The sequence below is a fragment of the Aneurinibacillus sp. Ricciae_BoGa-3 genome (assembly GCF_028421645.1).
Lineage (GTDB): Bacteria > Bacillota > Bacilli > Aneurinibacillales > Aneurinibacillaceae > Aneurinibacillus_B.
This window is the reverse complement of the sequence record NZ_CP116887.1, coordinates 616,914-638,256: the sequence shown is the minus strand read 5'-3', so window position 1 is coordinate 638,256 and position 21,343 is coordinate 616,914. Positions and strand designations below refer to the sequence as shown.

Genomic DNA, 21,343 nt, shown 5'->3' with positions numbered 1-21,343 from the left:
CAAAGGTGGAACTCGCCAAACCGAAGAAATAGTGGATGCAACAGACTGTGAACTGTGGGTTCTCCAGGCCATCCAAGTCCTAATGCAGTAACAGTAATTCCCAGCTGACATGCCGATAAATGCCCATCTAAGTTATCGAGGATGCGCTGTACGGCAATAGCGGATCTATTGCCTTCCATTGCCAATTGAAAAGGATATAGAGTGAGTAAAAGTCCTTATATGTGCCTATGCATGGGCATAATAGGGCTGCTGACAAATGTCAGTAGCCCTTATTTCATCTTCTTTTTTTACCTTCCGGACTGTAAACGTTGAATACGATCCTCTAAATCAGGATGACTTGCAAATAAAGCTAACCATCCTTTCTTACCGTTAATTTTTAACGCGGCAAGAGATCGCTGTTCTGTGTCAACAAGTGTCATTGTCACCATATCTCCGTTTGCGATGTGGGCGACTTCATGAGCTAATACACCCGTCACAGCGTCATCATCCATTCTTTCCAGAAGTCCACGTGACACAGCAACAAGAGAACGATTTTGGGTCGGACCAGTCGCAAAAGCATTAACTTCCATTGAATTATAGATACCAACTTCAGGCATTACCTTTAGCCCTGCTTTACGAGACAATTCATATACTACATCCAAAAGCGCACGCTCATACGGATGTAGTGGTCCGTTCAGATCAACAACATGAACGCCCATAACCCATTTAGCCATCACCCGTGAAAGAGCAAGGGAGATAAACGCCCCGGAGCAACCAACCACAGCGCTAAACACTAACAATGCGTTAAAGTTCATTCCTTTTGAGGTAATATAATTCTGGACACCAAGGAGACTAGTCACAATACTAATTGTGACAATAACAAGCACATTGACCAGTAAAAACAATCCAATTCGTTTAAACATGTTTCTCCCTTCCCCTTATATCTTCTATATCTACTTGTTAGAAGTAGTAAAATATATACTTAAACACCTACAATTTCCTTTGAAATGCGCCGTTTACGTACCTGCCAAATGACAAGACAAGAAAGTATACAGTTTAAGGATCAATCAAATCTACCGATCGGTTTGAAAAGAATGCTAAGCACCCCTTTTCCGGATTGATTTTTTAGTGAATATTTTTCTTTTTAAAATTTGCACCTTTAACATCATTAATCGAACCAACAGCGAGAAATGCCGTTTCATCAACATCATCAATAATTGATCTTAATTTTGCTTCCTCCAGCCGAGTAATTACACAGAAAATAACTTTTTTATCATCTCCTGTATACGCTCCTTCTCCGTTTAAATAAGTAACACCACGCCCCAAACGGGCAAGTATGGCATCTCCAATCTGTTTGGGTTTATCACTAATAATCCAAATAGAACGAGATTGATTAAGCCCCTCAATGGTTATGTCAATCATTTTAAAAGCAATATAATAAGCTATTAACGAATACATCGCATGATTCCAACCAAAGATAAAGCCGGCACTTCCAAGAATAAAAATATTGAGAAACAATACCGTTTCACCCACAGAAAATGGGCTTTTTTTATCAAATAAAATTGCTAAAATTTCAGTTCCATCTAATGAACCACCATTACGAATAACCATCCCTACCCCAATTCCTAGTATAATACCGCCGAATACGGCAGCTAAAAGTGGGTCTGTGGTTAATCCAGGCACTGGTTTAAGAAGAGTAGTTCCAATGGACATGATGACAATTCCGAACAAAGTAGAAAGAGCAAATGTTTTCCCGATTTGTTTGTAGCCTATAAAGAGAAAGGGAAGATTAAGAAAGAAGAGGAAGAATCCTAAACCGAACCCAGTAAGGTGGGATAACATGATAGAGATACCCGTGATACCTCCATCGATAATGTGGTTAGGAATCAAAAAAATTTCAAGTCCTACTGAAAACAGCAGAGAGCCTAAAAGGATACCGACCAATCTTTTGCCTAGTTTTAGCCTCCCTCTTTTTTTTCGCTGTATCTGTGCATATTCCATTGTATGTTTTACCTCCAAATCAATGTGAAGTTAATATGTTAGTGGCGTCTGACAACCTCATAATCTAAATTGACAAAGAATTGTTCGATACCTCCACGGATAGGCCAATGTCATTTTAGTGCCATGAGAGATGGGCTAACAGCGAGTTTGCGGTCGATACCCTCTGGCTACTACTTCCTTCTCCATTGGGGAATTGTAATGCCCATGCCGAGGCATCAAAAAAGGTTGTGGAATCTCTCCCCAACCTTTTACCTTTTGTGTTATACGACCATAATATCAGCTTCTATCCCTGTTTGCTGATTAAACTGCAGATCAATCCGAAGTCGATCAGGAATAAAATTATGGTATTCCGCAAGGTAAGTTGCTATACCATCAATTATATTCTGCTGGGTTAAATGAATATTTTCAAGCCCTTTTCTTACATCTCTAGCATCAGCCAGAAATCCGGTGGTTGGGTTAAACTGAAGGTCTACGTCCATATCTTGAGGGTCTGTATTAACTCGCTGTGCAGCAAACACACAACAGGCATCAATTACATCCTGTTCAGTGAAGTGTATATTCATTTTATACTTCTCCTTTTATATATGTTATATAATCAAGCGCGCTTAAAGAAAAGTTTGCGTGCAATGAAGAAGATGACAGCAATTATTAGAATATCCATTAATAACCCAAAGAATGAGGTGCCCATACCTCCTCCGCCTCCACCAAACGGATGAAACATACTTCCGAGCAATGCACCGGCACCAAATGCTGCCGCATGTGATAAGATTCCACGAGTCTTGCTAGGTGCTGGTGCAGAATTATAGGCTTGTGACCGATTTACGTTTGAAGACGGACTTTTATAACCGGAATGATAGGTTTGAGCGTTTGACGGTGTATGTGAAAAACTCCCGTTGGAATGAGAACTTTTTGAAAGTGAAATACCTGAATGTGAACCACTTGAATGTCCTCCGCCAAAACTGCCTGCATATGCAGTTATAGGGCTGATCACAATCATTGCGGATACTAAGAATGGAATAATTTTTCCTCTCACGTAAAAAACCTCTTTCTTTTGTAGTAATGATTCAATAGTTACTACGTATGGAATATCAAAAAGATTCTTTAATACTGGTGTAGATGTGAATTTTTAGTGAACACAGTGCCAATTAAAAACTGAACGTGATAATCCCAAATGGTACTAAGCTATATTGCTCGTTAGTTTAATAAAACACTATAGAAATTACCACAGTTCAATTCGTTTGCATTTGAAGCTTTAAGCGCGTTATTTAACTAATGAATTAATGATGCTCTCAAATTATTAACGCCATTTTCCAAATAACCCTTTAAACAAGTTAACACATATACCCAGCCTTCTTTTTCCCCTATCATTTTGTTTACTATTTCGGGGTCATCTTTTTTCAAACCTGATTCGTTTACTTCAATTTTATTTACACTATTGGGTAACAACGAAAGCATACTTATTTTGTTAACAATATCAGCTAATTTCGGACTTACGATTCTGAAATCTTAACACGGTGGCAACAAGAACTTAATCGTTTAGTAGTAATGTAAGTATGTGTTTTAAAATACATATATTGAGGTGTTCTCATGAAGAAAAAAGGCTTATCTTTGTTAGTTCCAGTCGCTCTTGCTTCCTCACTCCTTGTTTCACCAGTGTCTGGTTTTGCATCTCCTGCGGCTGATGCAGTTCATAATACTCATCATGCCGTACAACGTGTTCTATTAATCAGTGTCGATGGAATGCATGCAAGTGACCTTACAAACTATGTGAAAAACAATCCTCATTCGAATTTGGCTGCTTTAAGCAACCATGGAATTACGTATACGAATGCATCGACTTCAAAGCCATCTGACTCATTCCCTGGCTTGCTCTCTATGGTAACCGGTGGTTCTCCTAACTCAACAGGCGTATTTTATGACAACAGCTATGACCGAAAACTTCTTCCTCCTGTTGTAAGTAAAGCAGGGGACACCCCTGGAACGAACGTTTTATATGACGAAACAATTGACAAGGATTTAAACAAAATTGACGGCGGTGGCGGCATTAATCCCGATATGCTCCCGCGTGACCCCGTGACAAAACAGCCGGTTTACCCACATAACTATGTGCGTGTAAATAATATTTTCGAAGTCATTAATGCTTCCGGGAAACATACGGCCTGGGCAGATAAACATCTTGCGTATGATCTATTAAACGGACCATCCGGTAAAGGTGTTAATGATTTGTTCACACCTGAAATCGCTGCCAACGGAGATGCTACAAAAAGCATTGCTACAACGGAAGCAAACGATGATTTAAAAGTGAAGGCCATAGAAAATGAAATTGATGGAAAAGATCATACGGGAACCAAATCAGCTCCGGTTCCTACCTTGTTCGGAATGAACTTCCAAGAAGTAAGTGTTGCCCAAAAGCTTCCTGGAAACGGCTATACCGATAGCAAAGGAACAATGAGCAAGGGTCTGGCAGGGGCGATGCAGCACACAGATGAATCCATTGGAAAAATCGTAAACGAATTAAAGAAGCAGCATCTTTATGATTCTACAACGATTATGATAACTGCTAAGCATGGTCAAGCTCCAATGGACCCGGCTAAACTGAAAATAACAGATGAAAATTTGATTACAGAAGGTGTCCCTTCTGACGAAATTGTTCAAATGACGACCGATGATATTGCAATGATTTGGTTAAAGGATCAATCGAAGACAGCTTCTGTAGTAGCGACGATCGAAAAAAATAAACAAAAGGCGAACATCAAAGATGTATATTCGTATGTAACATCTCCTTCCCAGTGGCTCTTTAATAATCCGACTAAAGATTCCAGAGTACCGGATATCGTTGTTCGTCCTAACGAGGGTGTAATTTACACAAAACCGGGCAAAAAAATTGCGGAACATGGTGGTTTCAGCAAAGATGATACCAATGTAGCGTTATTAGTGTCATCTGCGGGTACGGAAAAAGCTAAGCAAGATACCGCTCCAGTTCAAACCACTCAAATCGCACCGACGATTTTAAAAGTACTGGGATTGAACCCTAACTCACTTCAAGCTGTAAAGAAAGAAAACACGCAAATTTTGCCTGGAGTTGTTACTTCAACTACTGGCAAGGATGATGAAAAGAGAAACAATCAACAATAATACACTTTAACCAAGAAACAAATTCCATCGATATGGTATAATTAATTCCGCGCTTTTGACAAGTTAACCCTTATTTAATGATAGGGGATCCATTTTTGAAGAGCAGTGTCTTAACACTGCTCTGTCTTTTGTTTTCCAACGAATAAGATTTACAAAATTTGAATCTGGAGAGGACAGATACAAAGGGGAAAGCAGAGGCGTCGATGGCGCATAAAAAAATACACATCTTTCAGCAGGGGGAAAGGAATGGAAATAAAGAAAGAATACAACACACGAGCGATCATGGCATCGTTGCTCATCTGCGGTTTCGTGGGAATGTTCAGTGAGACGGCTCTGAATATAGCGATTAGTAATTTAATGCACGTGTTCAAAATTTCGGCCGCAACCGCACAGTGGTTGACGACAGGGTTCTTGCTGACTCTTGGTATTTTGATGCCGGTAAGTGGATTGCTGCTACAGAGGTTTACGACGAGGCAGTTGTTCATAGGTTCGCTAGCAAGCTCAATTTTCGGTACATTGATTGCGGCACTGGCGTTCAATTTCGAAATGTTGATGGTCGCTCGGGTTCTACAAGCCTTAGGTATGGGATTATTGATTCCGCTCATGTTCAATACGATCCTCGTCGTGTATCCACCGGATAAGCGAGGGGCCGCCATGGGCTTCGTAGGACTTGTCATCATGTTTGCGCCAGCAACCGGCCCGACCGTGGCAGGTTTATTGATACAATATTTAACATGGCACTATATCTTTTGGCTGTCGCTGCCATTTTTGGTCATTGGGTTGTTGGTAGGACTAAAGTATTTGGAAAACGTCACCGATGTCACGAAGCCCCGTATCGATCTACTGTCCGTGTTATTGTCAACAATCGGATTTGGAGGAGTTGTCTTCGGCTTCAGCAAGGCGGGCGAAGGCGCGCAAGGCTGGAGCAACGCGGTCGTGCTCACTTCGATCGTCATTGGGCTAGTCGCGCTCGTGCTGTTCACTCTGCGGCAGGCTTTTATGCGCGATCCGATGATGAATCTGCGCGTGTTTAAGTATCCTATGTACATTGTGGGGCTGCTTATCGTGCTATCGTGTATGATCATCATCTTATCGAGCATGATTATTCTGCCAATGTTTCTGCAAAACGGTATGAGACTGTCCGTGTTCGCTACCGGGCTCATGTTGTTACCGGGTAGCGCGCTGAACGGCATCCTATCGCCTCGCATGGGGCGTTTGTTCGACAGATATGGACCGAAGTGGCTCGTTATTCCAGGCCTCGTTATCGTAGCAGTAATGTTATGGTTTTTCTCCAACATATCGCCGGTATCTTCAATGGCTTTTATCGTAGTGCTGCATATCGGACTAATGGTTGGCATTTCCATGGTGTGGATGCCTGCTCAAACGAACGGTCTAAACCAATTGCCGCCGGAGCTATATCCGCACGGCACGGCAGTGATTAACACGCTGCAGCAGGTTGCAGGCGCAATCGGTACAGCAATCGCGATAAGTATCCTTACAGGCCACATGCAAAACTACTTGCACAACACCTCTCAGCCGACCAAGCCGGCCGCATTAGCAAACGCAATGACGTTCGGATCACAAAACGTGTTCTTGTTTGCGATGATCGTCACACTAATCAGTCTGGCCATAGCGTTCTTCATACGCCGCGTCGTAGTCAACCGCGCAGCGATGAACTCGACTCATTGATGTTCCTACGGGAGCCTGTAGGCTCTCTTGTCTTAGCCTAAACAATTTCACCTTACAATTCTGCATATCCGCGGAAGCGCCACTACCGGGGATCTTCTTGTCTAACGGGGTCCGTTTTGAGGTGCAAAATTAAAATTCACATGGAAAATGGAGTGCAAATTGGCAACAATTTGACGCTTCATTTTTTCTTTATACACTGGGCTTTTGGAGTATTTTTCGGGTAAATGGATTTATTGTAAATTCGTTAGGTCTAAGAAGAAAATAGTGAACCTTATCATGGTTTTTTCATCTTACTATTTTAATCTTACTATAACGTGTTTTAAAAAAAACATGGATCTTTTTAAAGATTGAGAGAGAAATAAAAAAAATAAGTTGTGAGAAACAACTATAAAGAAAGGAAATTGTATGGAAGCCAACCAAAATAAATTTTTACTTAGCAAGGTACCAGAGGTTACTATTTTCTTCTGGATAATCAAGGTTTTGTGCACAACTGTCGGTGAAACATTTGCTGATTTCCTAAATTTCAGCCTTGGATTTGGTTTAACTCTCACTACAATAATTATGGGAGTAGCGTTTTTCGTTGTATTGATTCTTCAATTCAGAGCAACTAAATATGTTCCAGGCATTTATTGGCTAACGGTTGTACTTATAAGCGTATTCGGAACGTTGGTAACTGATAATTTGACAGACAGTATGGGAGTACCTCTTGAGCGTAGTACAGTAGTTTTCTCCGTGCTGCTAGGATTAACTTTTCTTTTTTGGTATCTTAGTGAAAAAACACTGTCGATACACTCGATTTATACAAGAAAAAGAGAAGTTTTCTATTGGCTTACCATTCTTTTCACATTTGCACTTGGAACAGCAGTCGGCGATTTATTTTCCGAACAACTCGGTCTTGGTTATCTTTACACAGGAATAACAGTGGTTGTTATAATAGCTTGCGTATTTTTGGCATGGAAATTGAAACTTGATGGGGTATTAGCGTTTTGGGTTGCGTACATTCTTACTCGTCCACTCGGAGCGTCATTAGGAGATTACCTATCTCAACCAAAAATTAATGGCGCGTTAGGTTTGGGGACAACAGTTACGAGTGTAATTTTTCTCATAGCTATTTTAGCGATAATCATTTTCCTTGCTGTTACAAAAATTGATATAACAGCAAAAAGTGAAACAGTAGAAACAAACCGAGCAAATGGAAACAAGAAAAATGTTTTGACGCAAACCGTTGTGGTACTCTGTATTTTCTTAGTTGTTGGTATTGGCGGTTATGTTCGGTTAAATAATATAGCATCGCCAACAGATTCTCCACAAGCTACATCAGCTTCTGCACAAGCTAAATTAGCTGGGCAATTAACAGATTTTATTAAAATTGAAAGTGATATGCTAAGCCATGTAAACTCAAAGGACTTTGCTTCAGCGAAAAAAGGAGCTGACGATTTGGAACATCAATGGGACACATCGGAGCCTAAGCTTAGAAAAATAGATGGCACAACATGGACCAAAATTGATGGAACTATTGACGTTGTATTAGCAACAGTTCGTTCAGGCAACCCTGATGCCAGTCAGTGCAAATCTGCACTTAACAATTCGCTTAGTGTCTTAAACGGAGCAAATAAATTAGCATCGAAAACCGCTTCTCCAAAAACCACATTAAACGGAGCAAATAAATTAGCTGGACAATTAACGGAGTTTGTTAAAATTGAAAATGATATGCTAAACTATGTAAACTCAAAAGACTTTGCTTCAGCGAATAAAGGGGCTGACGATTTGGAACATCAATGGGACACATCGGAGCCTAAGCTTAGAAAAATGGATGGCACAACATGGACCAAAATTGATGGAACTATTGACGTTGTATTGGCAGCAGTTCGTTCAGGAAACCCTGATGCCAGCCATTGTAAATCTGCACTTAATAATTCGCTTAGTGTCTTAAACGAAGCAAATAAATAAAAATGGAAAACGTTCGTCTGAAAACAGACGAACGTTTTTAGGTTGTCCAGAATACCTGCAATGACATACTCCGATGTACTGACCACGAAGCTCATGAAAGCCAGCATGTAAATTTTCCAGGTGTTTCTCATATTTTTACTATTTCCCTCCTCTACAATAGGGGGAGTTATGTCCACATGGGTAAATGCGTTTCTCCACGGTCCGTTGCAGGTGCAGGAGTAACAGAAAGTGAAGATATTTCATTACGCCATTCTGGAGTCATCTCCACATTGATAGCAGCGAGTGAATACTCAAGTTGTTCTAAATATCTTGCCCCGATAATCGGTGCTGTTATGGCAGGATTGGACATAACCCAGGCAACTGCAAGCGTTGCGGGGTGTATGCCATGTTCGGCAGCATATGCATTAAATCGGTCAGCTACAACAAAATTCATTTCATCCCCATAGCGATCTGAATATCTTTTTTCTTCAACTAATCTTCCTTGCTCTGGTCGTTTATTCACTCCATATTTTCCTGTAAGAAGTCCAGCTCCTAAAGGACTGTAGGATATAACGCCAATTTGTTCGGAAACGGCGAGAGGCAAAATTTCGACCTCAGCTTGACGTTTAACCAGATTATACATGGGTTGTATTAATTCAAAACGGGCAAGTTGTTCTTTTGAAGAAATTCCCAATGCCTTAGTAATTTGCCACGCCGCCCAATTGCTGACCGCCGGATAAAGAATCTTACCTTGTGCTTGAAGGTCATCGAGGGCACGAAGTGTTTCTTCCATAGGAGTATTCTCATCAAACATATGCACAAAGTAAAAATCAATACGGTCAGTTTTTAAACGTTGCAAGCTATTTTCAACTTCAAGCATGATATGACGACGGGATAGTCCCCCGGCATTAATGTCTTTTCCCATGGGATAAAAAACTTTTGTAGCAAGTACAATTTCATCCCTGCAATCAGCCATACACTCCCCTAGTATTTCTTCAGACCGCCCTTGGCTATAAACGTTTGCCGTATCAAAAAAGTTAATACCAGCTTCACGACAACGCTTAAATATAGCTTTAGATGTTTCTTCATCAGCATTTCCGCCAAAAGACATCGTACCAAAACATAAACTTGAAACCTGAATTCCTGTTTTCCCTACTGTGCGATATTTCATAATAAACCCTCCTTATGCAATAATATTTACCAACATAGCGTTATTTTTTGAAAACTTCTTTTGCAACCATAATGGCAGACATCGCCTTTGTCCAACCAGCATAAAAAGCAAGGTGAGTAATTACTTCAATAAGCTCTTCTTCTGAAAGATCCCATACATCTCCAAATAAAACATCATCATTTAATTGTACAAGTTTTGGTGCAACATCTCCGATCATTTTCTGTGCCGGAGTAAGTTCTTTTGAATTTGACATTTCTATTCCTTCTTTCATTTTAATTTACTTGGATTCAGCTAAATTTGATGCCTGTAAAAAATCAATATTGATTGATTAATCAACATCTGTCTATAATTTATAAAAAGAAACAGGATGCTTGCAATCGTTAAATCAACGCGATTTGTTGACTAATGAACAAATCATTCTAAAGTGTTGATTATTTAAGGGAGTTGGTGACCCAACAATGTCTAAAGTCGATCGAAGAATACTCAAATCTCAAGAAGCGATAAAAAAAGCTCTTATTGAACTGATGTCTGAAAAACATTTTGACAACATTACCATTCAGGATATTTCCGAAAAGGCAAATGTAAACCGAGGGACCATCTATCTACATTACTTGGATAAATATGATTTGCTGGATAAGCTAATTGAAGAACATATTAACGAACTACGGAAAATGTGCGAATCGGCATGTGAATTGGATTGGATAGATGCGACTCTGATCTTCTGCGAACACTTTGAACGTAATTATTCATTCTTTTCGATGATGTTAGCGAGTAAAGGAGCCCCTTATTTTCGTAACCGATTTCTTGGCTTTCTTCTCGAGGAGTTTAGGAAAGAGGTGGATGTAACCAAAGGAAAAAACCAGGGATTAAATGAAGATGTTATCGTTAGGTTTGTTTCTTCAGCTTACGTAGAGGTAGTGGAATGGTGGTTCATGAATGGAAAGCCTTTCCCTCATCAAGTCTTGGCAGAACAACTGGGGACATTGTTAGAAAGGAATCTATAGATTCTCCTACAGCCTCTTTTGTTCCAATAAGAAACAAATAATGGGTTAACCAATTGAATTGGCTAACCCATCTTTTATCAGAACCGTTTCAAGATGATAGTTACAAGGTAGATATGTCAATTACAAATCGATAACGCACATCACTACGGAGAACACGCTCATACGCTTCGTCTACTTGGTCAGCACGGATCACCTCAATTTTAGGGGCAATGCCCTGTTGAGCGGCGAAATCGAGCATCTCTTGTGTTTCCCGAATTCCCCCAACGAGTGAACCTGCAATGCTACGACGACCCATGATTAAGGAAAATACCTGGTAGTTATCTGGCTCAGGTGGTGCCCCGACATTTACAAGTGTTCCATCTACGCGAAGCATCGATAAATAGGCATCAACGTTAAGATTTGCAGACACTGTGTTTAAGATGAGGTCAAAACGACCAGCCAACTCAGTGAATGTAGCGGGATCACTGGTTGCAAAGTAATCATCTGCGCCAAAACTCAGTGCTTCACTTTTCTTATTCATAGACCGACTCAAGACAGTTACTTCAGCACCCATGGCATGCGCAAATTGGATCGCTACGTGGCCAAGACCTCCCATTCCCACAATGGCAACCTTCTTACCTGGGCCGGCGTTCCAGTGTTTCAAAGGAGAGTACGTGGTAATGCCTGCACACAATAGTGGACTTGCCACATCCATACCCAGACCGTCTGGAATACGGACAACAAACCTTTCCGTTACAACTATTTTTTGGCTATATCCACCGTATGTTGGATTACCATCGTAGTCCAATGAATTATATGTCGATATAACTCCTTTTGTACAAAATTGCTCCTCACCACTGAGGCAGTATTCGCATTCTCCGCAGGAGTCAACAAAGCAACCAACGCCAACGCGATCACCAACAGCAAATTTTGTAACTTCTGTACCTACCGCTGCCACAACTCCGGCGATTTCGTGACCAGGAACCATTGGGAAGATTCCGCCACCCCATTCATCGAATGCACTATGAATGTCGGAGTGGCAAATACCGCTAAACTTAATATCTATTAAGATGTCATGTGGTCGTAATTCTCTCCGCTGAATCGTGGTCTGTTCAAATGGTGTTTTTGCACTTGGGACACTTAGAACACGAGTGCTAGTCATGTTTTTTTGACACATAAGAGACAACACAATCCTTTCTTATTAAAACTGAAAAATTGGGATGAACATTATCGATTTTCGCATATCCAGTTACCTATACATAATAACATTGATACAATAACGAACATCTGTCTATAATTTTAAACAGAAACAGAATGCTTACAATGGTCAAATGAACACCATTTGTTGATTATTGAACAAACCAATTAAAATTGTTGATTATCTGTAGGGAAGTGTTGCATCATGAATTCGTTCAATTTCCACCTTCCACTATCCAGGCTTTATTGAAGTGGTGTAATTACGGTAGCCGGGGTAGAACGGTCGATTCCCTGGGACACCATCCCGTCGCTAAAACTGTTCACCCCCTACTTGTAGAAACCATGTTTTGGCTGGTTGGGACAAGGATCTCGCATCACTAGCGATGCTGTGGAACTGCAAGCAGTACATAGGGGTTACCGGCAAATAAAAGATCTAGACGCCTACTATCATCTTCGAATCAACGGGGCATTATCAGGCTGCTGTGTTCACGCCCCTTGTTATACGATGGAATTATGGGAATAATGGTAAACGTGGTTGCTTCGATATAAAGATGTTAAACGGCGGGCTGGACTGGGAAAGGAACAAACGGATAAAAAATAATAGTATGGAGTTGACTAATAATGACATTGCGATTGAACCCTTATTTAATGATGAATGGAAATGCAAAGGAAGCTATCGAATTTTACGAAAAAGCATTAGGTGGCAAAGTCCTCTTTAGCCAAACTTTCGGAGAAATGCCGGAAAACCCCGACTATCCTTTACCGCCAGATGCAAAGCAACTTGTGGCACATGCAACGATAAAAGTCGGTGAAACGGAACTTATGTTTTCTGATACGTTTCCAGGGCAATCTCATCAAAGTGGAAATCAAGTTACAATCTGTATTTCCACTAACGACTTGGAAAAATCGAAGCAGATTTATGAATCCTTGCAACAAGACGGTCAAGTGAACATGCCACTGCAAGAAACACATTTTAGTCCTGCATACGGAATTGTCACGGACAAGTTCGGTGTAACCTTCCAAATTTACACTGAGAGCCAAAAATAAATTATTGTTACTGACTCTGTTCTGTCTGTACTTGGCACTTTATTCTAAATTGCCATATTGCGTACATTTTATCGACTTTGATGGTTGAATCTACATTATCAATACTAAGTATCCCCTACCCACTACGGCTACGGCACTGTTCCCATTGTTTGCAACAGTGCCGTTCTGCATTTATGTGGGGTATCCCGTACTATTAAAGGACAAGGACTTTCATATGCCCATCTAGTTCGTTTTCACAACACATTTTTGGCATATGGAATCTTACAAATCACAAAAGCAACGAGGCAACAAGTAACCACACCGGCTGGAGCAACAATCAAAAATTTCACTATCTCGGGAAGCCTGACTATGTGAAGTAGCATCGTCCAGGCGATGACGATTGGTGGGTGAATGATGTAAACCGTATAAGCTGTGCTTGATAGTGCTTGCGTAAGTGTGTTACTAAAATTCCAACGTCTCTGAAAATAGAGCAGCAACGATAAACAGATGCCAAAACAGGCGAACGGCTCCCACATTGCATAAATAAGCGCTTGTACGTTCATTCCACCGTTTATGGCCAAAGTCCCATTGAGAGCCCCTGTTAAAATCAGCCCTATCGGCAACAAGGGAATAACACAAATAGCGACCCACTTCCAGACTCTTGCAGTCCTCTCGGGGATTTGGTCTAGCCAATGATTTCTATAAGTAACAATACCAATCACCATCATTAAAATATATAAAGGAAAATAGCCAAGTTGTAATTCAAGTGGACCCGTACCTGTCGGATACTTTAAACGCACGACAAATGCAATCAGTCCAAAGAGAATGGCGGTCAATAATAGTATCTTCCCGCTTGGAAAAGCAAATTGGAGTCTGCCGTTCCTGCGTGGTTTGATTAACTGGCAGATTAACGTATAGATTACCGCAAAGTAAATCAATGTCTCAATAAACCACGTAGGTCCAAAAAATGCCTTTTTGAAGCCAAACACAACCTGTTCATAGAACACGGACAGAGTCTCGCTATTTTTGAAATACAGATACCAAATTATAGGTGGATCAATGGCAAAGTAAAAGATTAAGAGCGGAATTCCGAGACGAATTAAGCGGTCTACTATAAACTTGAGTGGTCCTTTGCGTTCGTAGGAACCCGGCGTAAAGTATGCAGACAAAAAGAAAAATAAGCTCATGAAAAAAGCTTGACATACAGCGGTAAATATCGTCAAAACTACCATTGTTGGAGTTACACCGAGACTTTTGCTAAAGTCTTCGTAATACCATGAACCTGCCCCTCCATAGGCAATCGACGTGTGAAAAACGATAACTAACATCGTTAAAAATATACGTAAGTTATCAAGATAATATAGCCGCTTCAGAACTGTTCCCCCAATCGATGTTGAACTCGTTACCACGTGTCGTTACACTTATAGTCATATTTCTCAAAATGGTACCATGTACCGGTGGGGTGATTTTTTGCTGTTCCCATCAAATCTCCCAACATAAGAATACCATAAAATAAATGACGACCATTGACCAAGAAACTCACCACACATAAAAAAACAAAGCGTTCAAAATTGCACAATTCTTTGTACGCAATTTGAACGGTGAAACCTCTTACATATTTTATTTTCAAGGTGTAAAGTGAATAGTAACCGAAGACTTCCATCTGATTTGATGCACCAACCGTATAATTTTGCACATTCAACAAAAGGGGTCCATGATGTTACTAGACGAACGCAGCACCCTCATTCTATCTCAATTCATTAACTCTTCATCGTTTATACCGATTAATGAGATCACCGAGAAACTTCACATCTCTAAACGAACGGTGTACTACGATATTGAAAAAATTGATTACTGGTTAAAAGAACAGGGCTTCCCACCTGTGCAGTACGTCCGCGGAATGGGATTTTATGTAACGGAAGAGACAAAAAAACAAGTGTCTTCCATCATTCAAGTCGTTAGACGAAGTCAATATTATTATTCAGACCAAGAACGCAAGGCCCTTCTCGCTATCTATCTTCTTTCAGGAACAAAGGGGCTTTTTCTTAAGGAATTAGCTGAAAAAATAGGGGTCAGTCGTGGCACCACGAACACGGTCTTAAACAAAGTGAAGGAGGAACTTCACAACTTTCAATTGTGGGTATCCTTTCATCGTAAGCATGGGTATCTAATTGAAGGCGATGAAAGTAATAAGCGAAAAGCGTTGGTTCATTATTTATCTCAGGTATTATCAAAACAAGGATGGAAAACATTGTTGACAGAGATTCACCAACTCTTAGATATGAAACTATCGAAACCACTTTCTTTGCAAGATCCGATGACACCGATGCTACAAGAAGAACAAGTTTCGTTTGTTTATCAGAAGATAGATAAACTTGTTCAAGAGGTAGGAAGACACATCACAGACGAAATGCTTCTCCAGCTCTCTGTTCGTCTTATCATCTTCAGCAAACGGTTCAAGCACGGAAGACGCGTAACGATGGATGAAGATGAAAAAAATATACTCCAATCAACACCGGAATATAAGGCAGCTAAGAAAATCAGTGTGGAATTAGAATCCATGTTTTGTACCGAGTTTCCAGAAGATGAAATTTGTTATATCACTATGAATCTTTTGGCAGCCAAAGTCAACTATTTCAACCCGGATTTGCGTAACCCTGAGGATGATATGACGCATTTGAAAGCCATTATTCGCAAAATGGTGGATGATTTTCAAAAATACGCTTGCGTCTTTTTTCGTCATCGAGACGAGTTTGAGCAAAAAATGCTCATTCATATAAAACCCGCCTATTACAGAATTAAATATGGGTTAGAGATTGAAAACCCACTTATCGAGACCATTCAAGATAAATATAAAGAAATCTTTGAAATCACAAAAAAGGTGATGCATTATTTCGAAGATTTCATCGGGAAAACCGTCAGCGAAAAAGAAATCGCCTACATTGCCATGCATTTTGGCGGGTGGATGAAAAGAGAAGGCACTAATATGATGCACCGTAAAAAGGCGATGATTGTATGTGGGAATGGTATTTCAACGTCGCGCATATTACAAGGCCAATTGGAGAGCTTGTTTTCTACCATAGATATTGTTTCCACTGTTTCGCTTAGAGAGTACGAATCACAAGAGTTTGAGGTGGACTTTATTTTTTCAACGGCTCCCATCCAAAAAAAGCATTTACCAGTCTTCATCGTTAGTCCTATTTTAACGGATACAGAGAAAGAAAAACTTCTGAGTCAAGTGAACCATTTGGTGCAGAAAAAGAATAGAAAAACGCATTCACCATCCGTTAAAACTTTACTAGATATTATAAAAAAACATGCAAATATCCTAGATGAAAGGAGATTAAGTGACGAACTGTCCGAATATTTCTCGGCTGAAAGACAGTGGATAAAGGAGAATCGAAAACCAATGTTAAATGAACTACTTACCAATGAGATGATCCAATTTAAAACGGAAATTAAGCAGTGGCCAGATGCCATCCGCATAGCTGCAGAACCGCTGTTAAAGCAAGGATTTATTAAACCACAATACGTAACGTCTATGATTCAAAATGTGGAGGAATTAGGTCCCTACATTGTGCTCGCACCAAAGATTGCTATTCCACATTCAAGACCTGAATTTGGAGTGAATCAATTAGGAATGAGTCTTCTTTGTTTAGAGAATCCTGTTGCTTTTTCAGATGACCCAAAACATCAAGTACATTTAGTGATTGTCCTAGCTGCGATTGACAATGAAACGCATTTAAAAGCTTTGTCACAGTTATCTGCCTTGCTAGGAAACGAAGATAATATAAACAAAATTTTAAACACTAAATCAAAAAACCAAATTCTAACGTTAATCAATCAGTACTCATCTAATTAGGAGGCATTAAAATGAAAATTTTAGTAGTATGCGGCAATGGATTAGGTAGCAGCTTTATCATTGAAATGAACGTAAAAAAAGCCTTACAAGAATTAGGCATTGAGGCTGATGTGTCTCACACAGATTTGACCACAGCTAAATCCGAAGTCGCCGATTATTTTATCGGTTCCCCTGAAATTATGGAACAACTCAACGATGGAAAGCGTGTGTTAATTAGTCTTAAAAATTTATTGAATTCAAATGAGATTAAGCAAGCACTGCAAGATAATATTAAGGAGGGTTAACACATGTACATTCTTCATGTCATTATGAACGACATTTTAGGTACACCTGCTATTTTGGTTGGTTTGTTTGCCCTTATTGGTCTTCTTCTTCAGAAAAAAGGCATTGCTGATGTCGTAGCGGGGACACTTAAAACGATTATGGGTTTTATTATTTTAGGAGCGGGTGCTGGTGTACTTACAACCGCCCTGGGTTTTTTCGAAAAAATGTTTGAAAAGGGTTTTCACATTCAAGGGGTCATTCCAAATAATGAAGCGATTGTAGCCCTAGCCCAAAAATCCTTCGGTTCTGAAACCGCGATGATCATGTTATTTGGTATGATTGCGAATATTTTACTTGCTCGTTTTACCAAATTTATACATTTTCCTCACCGGTCACCATACGATGTTTATGGCTTGTATGATTGGGGTTATTCTTTCCACAGGTGGTTTGTCTGGCGTAAGTCTAGTTGTCGTGGGTTCTATTCTATTAGGGCTTTTAATGGTGTTTATGCCAGCCCTCCTTCAACCTTATACCCGTCAAATTACAGGTTCAAATGATATCGCACTCGGTCATTTTGGTTCCCTGGGTTATTTCGTCTCAGGTACCGTAGGAAAATTCTTTGGAGATAAAACCAAATCCACTGAAGATATTAAAGTACCAAAGTCTCTCGGATTTCTTCGGGATACTTCAGTTGCAGTTTCTCTCACCATGACGATTATGTTTTTAATCGTATCCTTCGCTGCTGGTCCTTCTTACATTGAAAAAGAATTAAGCGGAGGTAGCAACTTCCTTGTATTCGCTCTGACGCAAGCCATTACGTTCGCTGCTGGTGTATACATCGTACTTGCAGGTGTTCGCATGCTGTTAGCAGAGATTGTACCTGCATTTAAGGGGATTGCAGATAAAGTGGTGCCTAATGCGATTCCAGCTCTTGATTGCCCAGCGGTATTCCCATTTGCTCCAAATGCTGTGATTGTAGGATTCTTATTTAGTTTTATCGCAGGCATTATAAGCATGCCTATCTTAGCCCTGTTAGGTCTTAAAGTTATCGTACCAGGTCTTGTTCCTCACTTCTTCACAGGAGCTGCGGCCGGGGTTTTTGGTAATGCAACCGGCGGACGTCGTGGTGCTATTTTAGGTTCAATGGCTAATGGGTTCATGATCAGTTTTCTACCTGCTCTCCTTCTCCCTGTGCTCGGTTCACTAGGATTTGAAGGAACTACATTCGGTGATGCAGACTTCGGAATGATTGGTCTCATCCTAGGAAATCTAATTAAAACAAGTACCATCATAATTTACGTCCTTCCGATCATTCTCATTCTATTCGCCTTCCTAAGTGGAGGAAAGAACAATATAGCTAATAAAGGGATCAATAAAGCATCATAAAACTGAATACAACACCTCCTCGTGATCCACCAAGAGGGGGTGTTTTTTAGTCCACTAAAACCCTGTCACCCTTACTTGTCGGTTGGGAAATTACCAAAAACTCAACATTATCATTTGACTTGTTAAACATTTGATGTGGCATTAAAGGAGGAACTTCTACTCCCTCTTGCGGATGTAAAATAATCTCTTTACCATCTACCTCAATGGTTGCTGTACCTGATAAAGCAAAGAAAAATTGGCGTGCGTGTTGATGATAATGTCTTGTTTCCGAAGTATTAGGTGGCATACATTCATGAATGACACTTACATCCTGATTTTTCACTAAATGCCACCCATCACAATTACCTCCCCATATATAATGTTCAGCACTGTGTTTGCTTATTTTCATTTCCATATCTCCCATCAAATAAAATCCGGGCTTTCCCAGACATCATCATAATACTTGAATTATACTGCAATCTTATTACGCTAGCCTATAACACCATGGTACCCTATTTCAAAGGTGGGGTTGGAATAATTATTAAGGTTTATGATAAACTAAATTTGGAATGGAAATTGTTTCAAAGAGGAGCAAAGATAATGACAAACCGCAGTAAATTCATTGGTTATGTTGGTACTTACACCAAAGGTGAAAGCAAGGGCATATATTGTTTTACTTTAGATTCTACGGAAGAAAAAATAAAAGATATTAAGGTCGCTGCAGAGTTGGAAAATCCTACATACTTAAATCTAAGCAAAGACAATCGTTATCTTTACTCTGTAGCAAAACAAGGGGATGCTGGTGGTGTGGCCGCTTTTTCTCTTGATGATTCAACAGGAGAGCTTAAGGCCATCAATAGCCAGATGCAAGCAGGATCGCCGCCATGCCATGTAAGCGTGGACAGTGAAAATCGATATGTTTTTAGTGCGAATTACCATAAAGGATCTGTTGAATCCCACTTAATTGACCAAAAGGATGGATCCGTTGAACCTGCTGTTTCTGTAATCAAACATGAAGGTTCTGGCCCGGATCCAAGGCAGGAAAAACCTCATACTCATTTTGCCGGGGTCACACCCAACGAAAAATACGTTGCGGTTGTCGAATTAGGCACGGACTCGCTTATTACGTATGAGGTAAACGAAGAGGGCAAATTAAAAGAAGTTAGCCGTTTAGCCACCCACCCAGGGAGCGGTCCAAGGCATCTCGCTTTTCATCCAAATCATAAATTTGCCTATATCATGACAGAGTTCAGTTCTGAGGTTATCGTTCTAACTTATGATGCTCAAGATGGCCATTTCACAGAACAGCAATATATTTCTACCCTTCCTGCAGATTTCAAAGAAAATAATCAGGGCAGCGCCATTCACATTTCTGCTGACGGCCGCTTCGTCTATGCCGGAAACCGTGGCCATAATAGTATCGCCGTATTCCGTGTTAATCAAGAAACTGGTGAACTTACCTTTGTGGAGCATACTTCCACTCAAGGTGACTGGCCAAGAGATTTTTCTTTAGATCCAACCGAAAAATTCATAGTGGCTTCCAATCAAGAATCCAGCAGCCTTGTATTGTACGCGAGAGATGAACATAGTGGGAAATTAACGCTGTTGCAATCGGATATAAAGGTTCCGCACCCTGTTTGTGTAAAATTCTTAAACGCATAATCGGATTGGACGGAGAGCGATAAAAGCCCGGGAGATATCAGATGTGGTAGCTCCCGGGCTTTCTTCTTATTTTGATCTCGCTTCACGTTGAACCTGTTTAGCCGCTTCGTTTTTCAACTGAGTTTGATTGGCGGTTTTTTTGTGGCTGTTAGGGATAATGTTCTGCGTTGCATATATCTGACCATTTTTGTCATATAAGGCTCCATCTTTGTATACCCATTTTTCATGATTCTGATCCGTTATATAGACAATATCCTTCTTGTCATCGTAGCTAAGCTGGGAGATTTTGATGTCTTGAACAGGCAGCGGATTGAGCCCTGTTGAAAAGGTATACTTGTACAGCTCAATATTTTGCCCGTCTCTCATTTCGACATAGAAAAATTCCAGGTAAGGGGAGAAGAATATTTTCATTACTTTGCGATCTACACCCGGCCAATTATAGATAAGCTGTGGCTCTTTATGTTGCGCCTGGAATAAATACATTTCCTGGCCATTATTTCTCTCTACCATATACACCAGTGTATTTGACTGGCCCAACCATTCCATATAGATATTCCCTTTTATCGTTTCTTGATAAAGAATTCCTTTGGCGTCCTTGATCACGAGCGCCTCTTCATGGCTATTAGGAGGGCTTGTAATGTAGGCAACGGCTTTGTGATTCGGTGTAAATACATAGTGCGTAACGCCCTTTGGAATTTGCACTGTTTGAGAAAGAGCATCCCCAGCTGTTACGGTTTGTGCATTTGCCCTCTCGAAAGCAGGGGGTTTTAAGAAACTATCAATCTGCTGCAATACGAGAAACTGTAAAGCACTAGCACCTATAATTGATCCAGCCCAGATCATTACCTTTTTGTACTTTAATAGAAATCGTTTACTGTCCATTTTGCGCTCCTCTTGAAAACATGTTGTAACGTCAACAACAGCTATACCTTCTAATCTTTCTATTCATTCGCTATCGGGCATAAAAAAACCACACAATACACCTTTAAGAGTGAATGTGCGGTACTTCACTATGCGCAGAAAAGAATTTTTCCTAATACCTTGCGTAACATTATAACACAATCACAGAATATTGACAAT

General features: G+C 40.3%; 18 protein-coding genes and 2 pseudogenes. 9 read left to right on the top strand and 11 right to left on the bottom strand.

Going from position 1 to position 21,343, the window contains the following annotated elements:
- Window positions 1-14: 14 nt before the first annotated feature.
- The 5 genes and pseudogenes from PP175_RS03395 to PP175_RS03375 form a co-directional block, all read right to left on the bottom strand.
- Window positions 15-188: pseudogene (locus PP175_RS03395) on the bottom strand (CNNM domain-containing protein); the annotation flags it as partial.
- Window positions 189-287: 99 nt separating this feature from the next.
- Window positions 288-902 carry a M48 family metalloprotease gene (locus tag PP175_RS03390; RefSeq protein ID WP_272441443.1) on the bottom strand — a complete coding sequence of 205 codons (615 nt, stop codon included), beginning with the start codon at window positions 900-902 and terminating at the stop codon, window positions 288-290.
- A gap of 202 nt (window positions 903-1,104) precedes the next feature.
- Window positions 1,105-1,980 (bottom strand): YitT family protein, encoded by an 876-nt coding sequence (locus tag PP175_RS03385; RefSeq protein WP_272441442.1) that lies wholly within the window; start codon window positions 1,978-1,980, stop codon window positions 1,105-1,107.
- Window positions 1,981-2,240: 260 nt separating this feature from the next.
- Window positions 2,241-2,543, bottom strand: coding sequence for a DUF2653 family protein (locus PP175_RS03380; protein ID WP_272441441.1), 303 nt, complete (start codon window positions 2,541-2,543; stop codon window positions 2,241-2,243).
- 32 nt (window positions 2,544-2,575) lie between these two features.
- Window positions 2,576-3,013, bottom strand: a complete 438-nt coding sequence (locus PP175_RS03375; RefSeq protein ID WP_272441440.1) for a hypothetical protein — start codon at window positions 3,011-3,013, stop codon at window positions 2,576-2,578.
- Window positions 3,014-3,567: 554 nt separating this feature from the next.
- Here PP175_RS03375 and PP175_RS03370 point away from each other — a divergent pair.
- The 3 genes from PP175_RS03370 to PP175_RS03360 all read left to right on the top strand — a co-directional run bounded on the left by PP175_RS03370 (window position 3,568) and on the right by PP175_RS03360 (window position 8,754).
- Entirely contained in the window at window positions 3,568-5,115 is a 1,548-nt protein-coding gene (locus PP175_RS03370) for an alkaline phosphatase family protein (protein WP_272441439.1), read from the top strand.
- Window positions 5,116-5,361: 246 nt separating this feature from the next.
- Window positions 5,362-6,804, top strand: coding sequence for a DHA2 family efflux MFS transporter permease subunit (locus PP175_RS03365; protein WP_272441438.1), 1,443 nt, complete (start codon window positions 5,362-5,364; stop codon window positions 6,802-6,804).
- 405 nt (window positions 6,805-7,209) lie between these two features.
- Entirely contained in the window at window positions 7,210-8,754 is a 1,545-nt protein-coding gene (locus tag PP175_RS03360; protein WP_272441437.1) for a COG4705 family protein, read from the top strand.
- A 166-nt stretch (window positions 8,755-8,920) separates the two neighbouring features.
- On the opposite strand, the gene PP175_RS03350 is transcribed toward PP175_RS03360, so the two are convergent.
- Window positions 8,921-9,904, bottom strand: coding sequence for an aldo/keto reductase (locus PP175_RS03350; RefSeq protein WP_272441436.1), 984 nt, complete (start codon window positions 9,902-9,904; stop codon window positions 8,921-8,923).
- 40 nt (window positions 9,905-9,944) lie between these two features.
- Window positions 9,945-10,157, bottom strand: a complete 213-nt coding sequence (locus tag PP175_RS03345; protein ID WP_272441435.1) for a carboxymuconolactone decarboxylase family protein — start codon at window positions 10,155-10,157, stop codon at window positions 9,945-9,947.
- 205 nt (window positions 10,158-10,362) lie between these two features.
- Between PP175_RS03345 and PP175_RS03340 the strand changes: the two genes are divergently transcribed.
- Window positions 10,363-10,908 carry a TetR/AcrR family transcriptional regulator gene (locus PP175_RS03340; RefSeq protein ID WP_272441434.1) on the top strand — a complete coding sequence of 182 codons (546 nt, stop codon included), beginning with the start codon at window positions 10,363-10,365 and terminating at the stop codon, window positions 10,906-10,908.
- Between the two features lie 100 nt (window positions 10,909-11,008).
- Here PP175_RS03340 and PP175_RS03335 read toward each other — a convergent pair whose 3' ends face one another.
- On the bottom strand, window positions 11,009-12,064 hold the full coding sequence (locus tag PP175_RS03335; RefSeq protein WP_442870416.1) for an NAD(P)-dependent alcohol dehydrogenase: 1,056 nt from the start codon (window positions 12,062-12,064) through the stop codon (window positions 11,009-11,011).
- A gap of 641 nt (window positions 12,065-12,705) precedes the next feature.
- On the opposite strand from PP175_RS03335, the gene PP175_RS03330 reads away from it, so the two are divergent.
- Window positions 12,706-13,131, top strand: coding sequence for a VOC family protein (locus PP175_RS03330; protein ID WP_272441432.1), 426 nt, complete (start codon window positions 12,706-12,708; stop codon window positions 13,129-13,131).
- A 233-nt stretch (window positions 13,132-13,364) separates the two neighbouring features.
- Here the strand turns inward: PP175_RS03330 and PP175_RS03325 are convergent, their stop codons facing one another.
- Window positions 13,365-14,519 carry an acyltransferase family protein gene (locus PP175_RS03325; RefSeq protein ID WP_272441431.1) on the bottom strand — a complete coding sequence of 385 codons (1,155 nt, stop codon included), beginning with the start codon at window positions 14,517-14,519 and terminating at the stop codon, window positions 13,365-13,367.
- Window positions 14,520-14,824: 305 nt separating this feature from the next.
- Between PP175_RS03325 and PP175_RS03320 the strand changes: the two genes are divergently transcribed.
- From PP175_RS03320 to PP175_RS03310, 3 genes and pseudogenes are all read left to right on the top strand, one after another.
- On the top strand, window positions 14,825-16,972 hold the full coding sequence (locus tag PP175_RS03320; RefSeq protein WP_272441430.1) for a BglG family transcription antiterminator: 2,148 nt from the start codon (window positions 14,825-14,827) through the stop codon (window positions 16,970-16,972).
- 11 nt (window positions 16,973-16,983) lie between these two features.
- Window positions 16,984-17,256, top strand: a complete 273-nt coding sequence (locus tag PP175_RS03315) for a PTS sugar transporter subunit IIB (protein WP_272441429.1) — start codon at window positions 16,984-16,986, stop codon at window positions 17,254-17,256.
- Window positions 17,257-17,259: 3 nt separating this feature from the next.
- Window positions 17,260-18,622 (top strand): annotated as a pseudogene (locus PP175_RS03310) (PTS ascorbate transporter subunit IIC).
- Window positions 18,623-18,668: 46 nt separating this feature from the next.
- Here the strand turns inward: PP175_RS03310 and PP175_RS03305 are convergent.
- Window positions 18,669-19,010, bottom strand: coding sequence for a cupin domain-containing protein (locus PP175_RS03305; RefSeq protein WP_272441428.1), 342 nt, complete (start codon window positions 19,008-19,010; stop codon window positions 18,669-18,671).
- A 191-nt stretch (window positions 19,011-19,201) separates the two neighbouring features.
- Between PP175_RS03305 and PP175_RS03300 the strand changes: the two genes are divergently transcribed.
- Complete coding sequence (locus tag PP175_RS03300; protein WP_272443166.1) at window positions 19,202-20,263, top strand: lactonase family protein; 1,062 nt, start codon at window positions 19,202-19,204, stop codon at window positions 20,261-20,263.
- Between the two features lie 66 nt (window positions 20,264-20,329).
- Here PP175_RS03300 and PP175_RS03295 read toward each other — a convergent pair whose 3' ends face one another.
- Window positions 20,330-21,145, bottom strand: a complete 816-nt coding sequence (locus PP175_RS03295; RefSeq protein ID WP_272441427.1) for a hypothetical protein — start codon at window positions 21,143-21,145, stop codon at window positions 20,330-20,332.
- Window positions 21,146-21,343 lie beyond the last annotated feature (198 nt).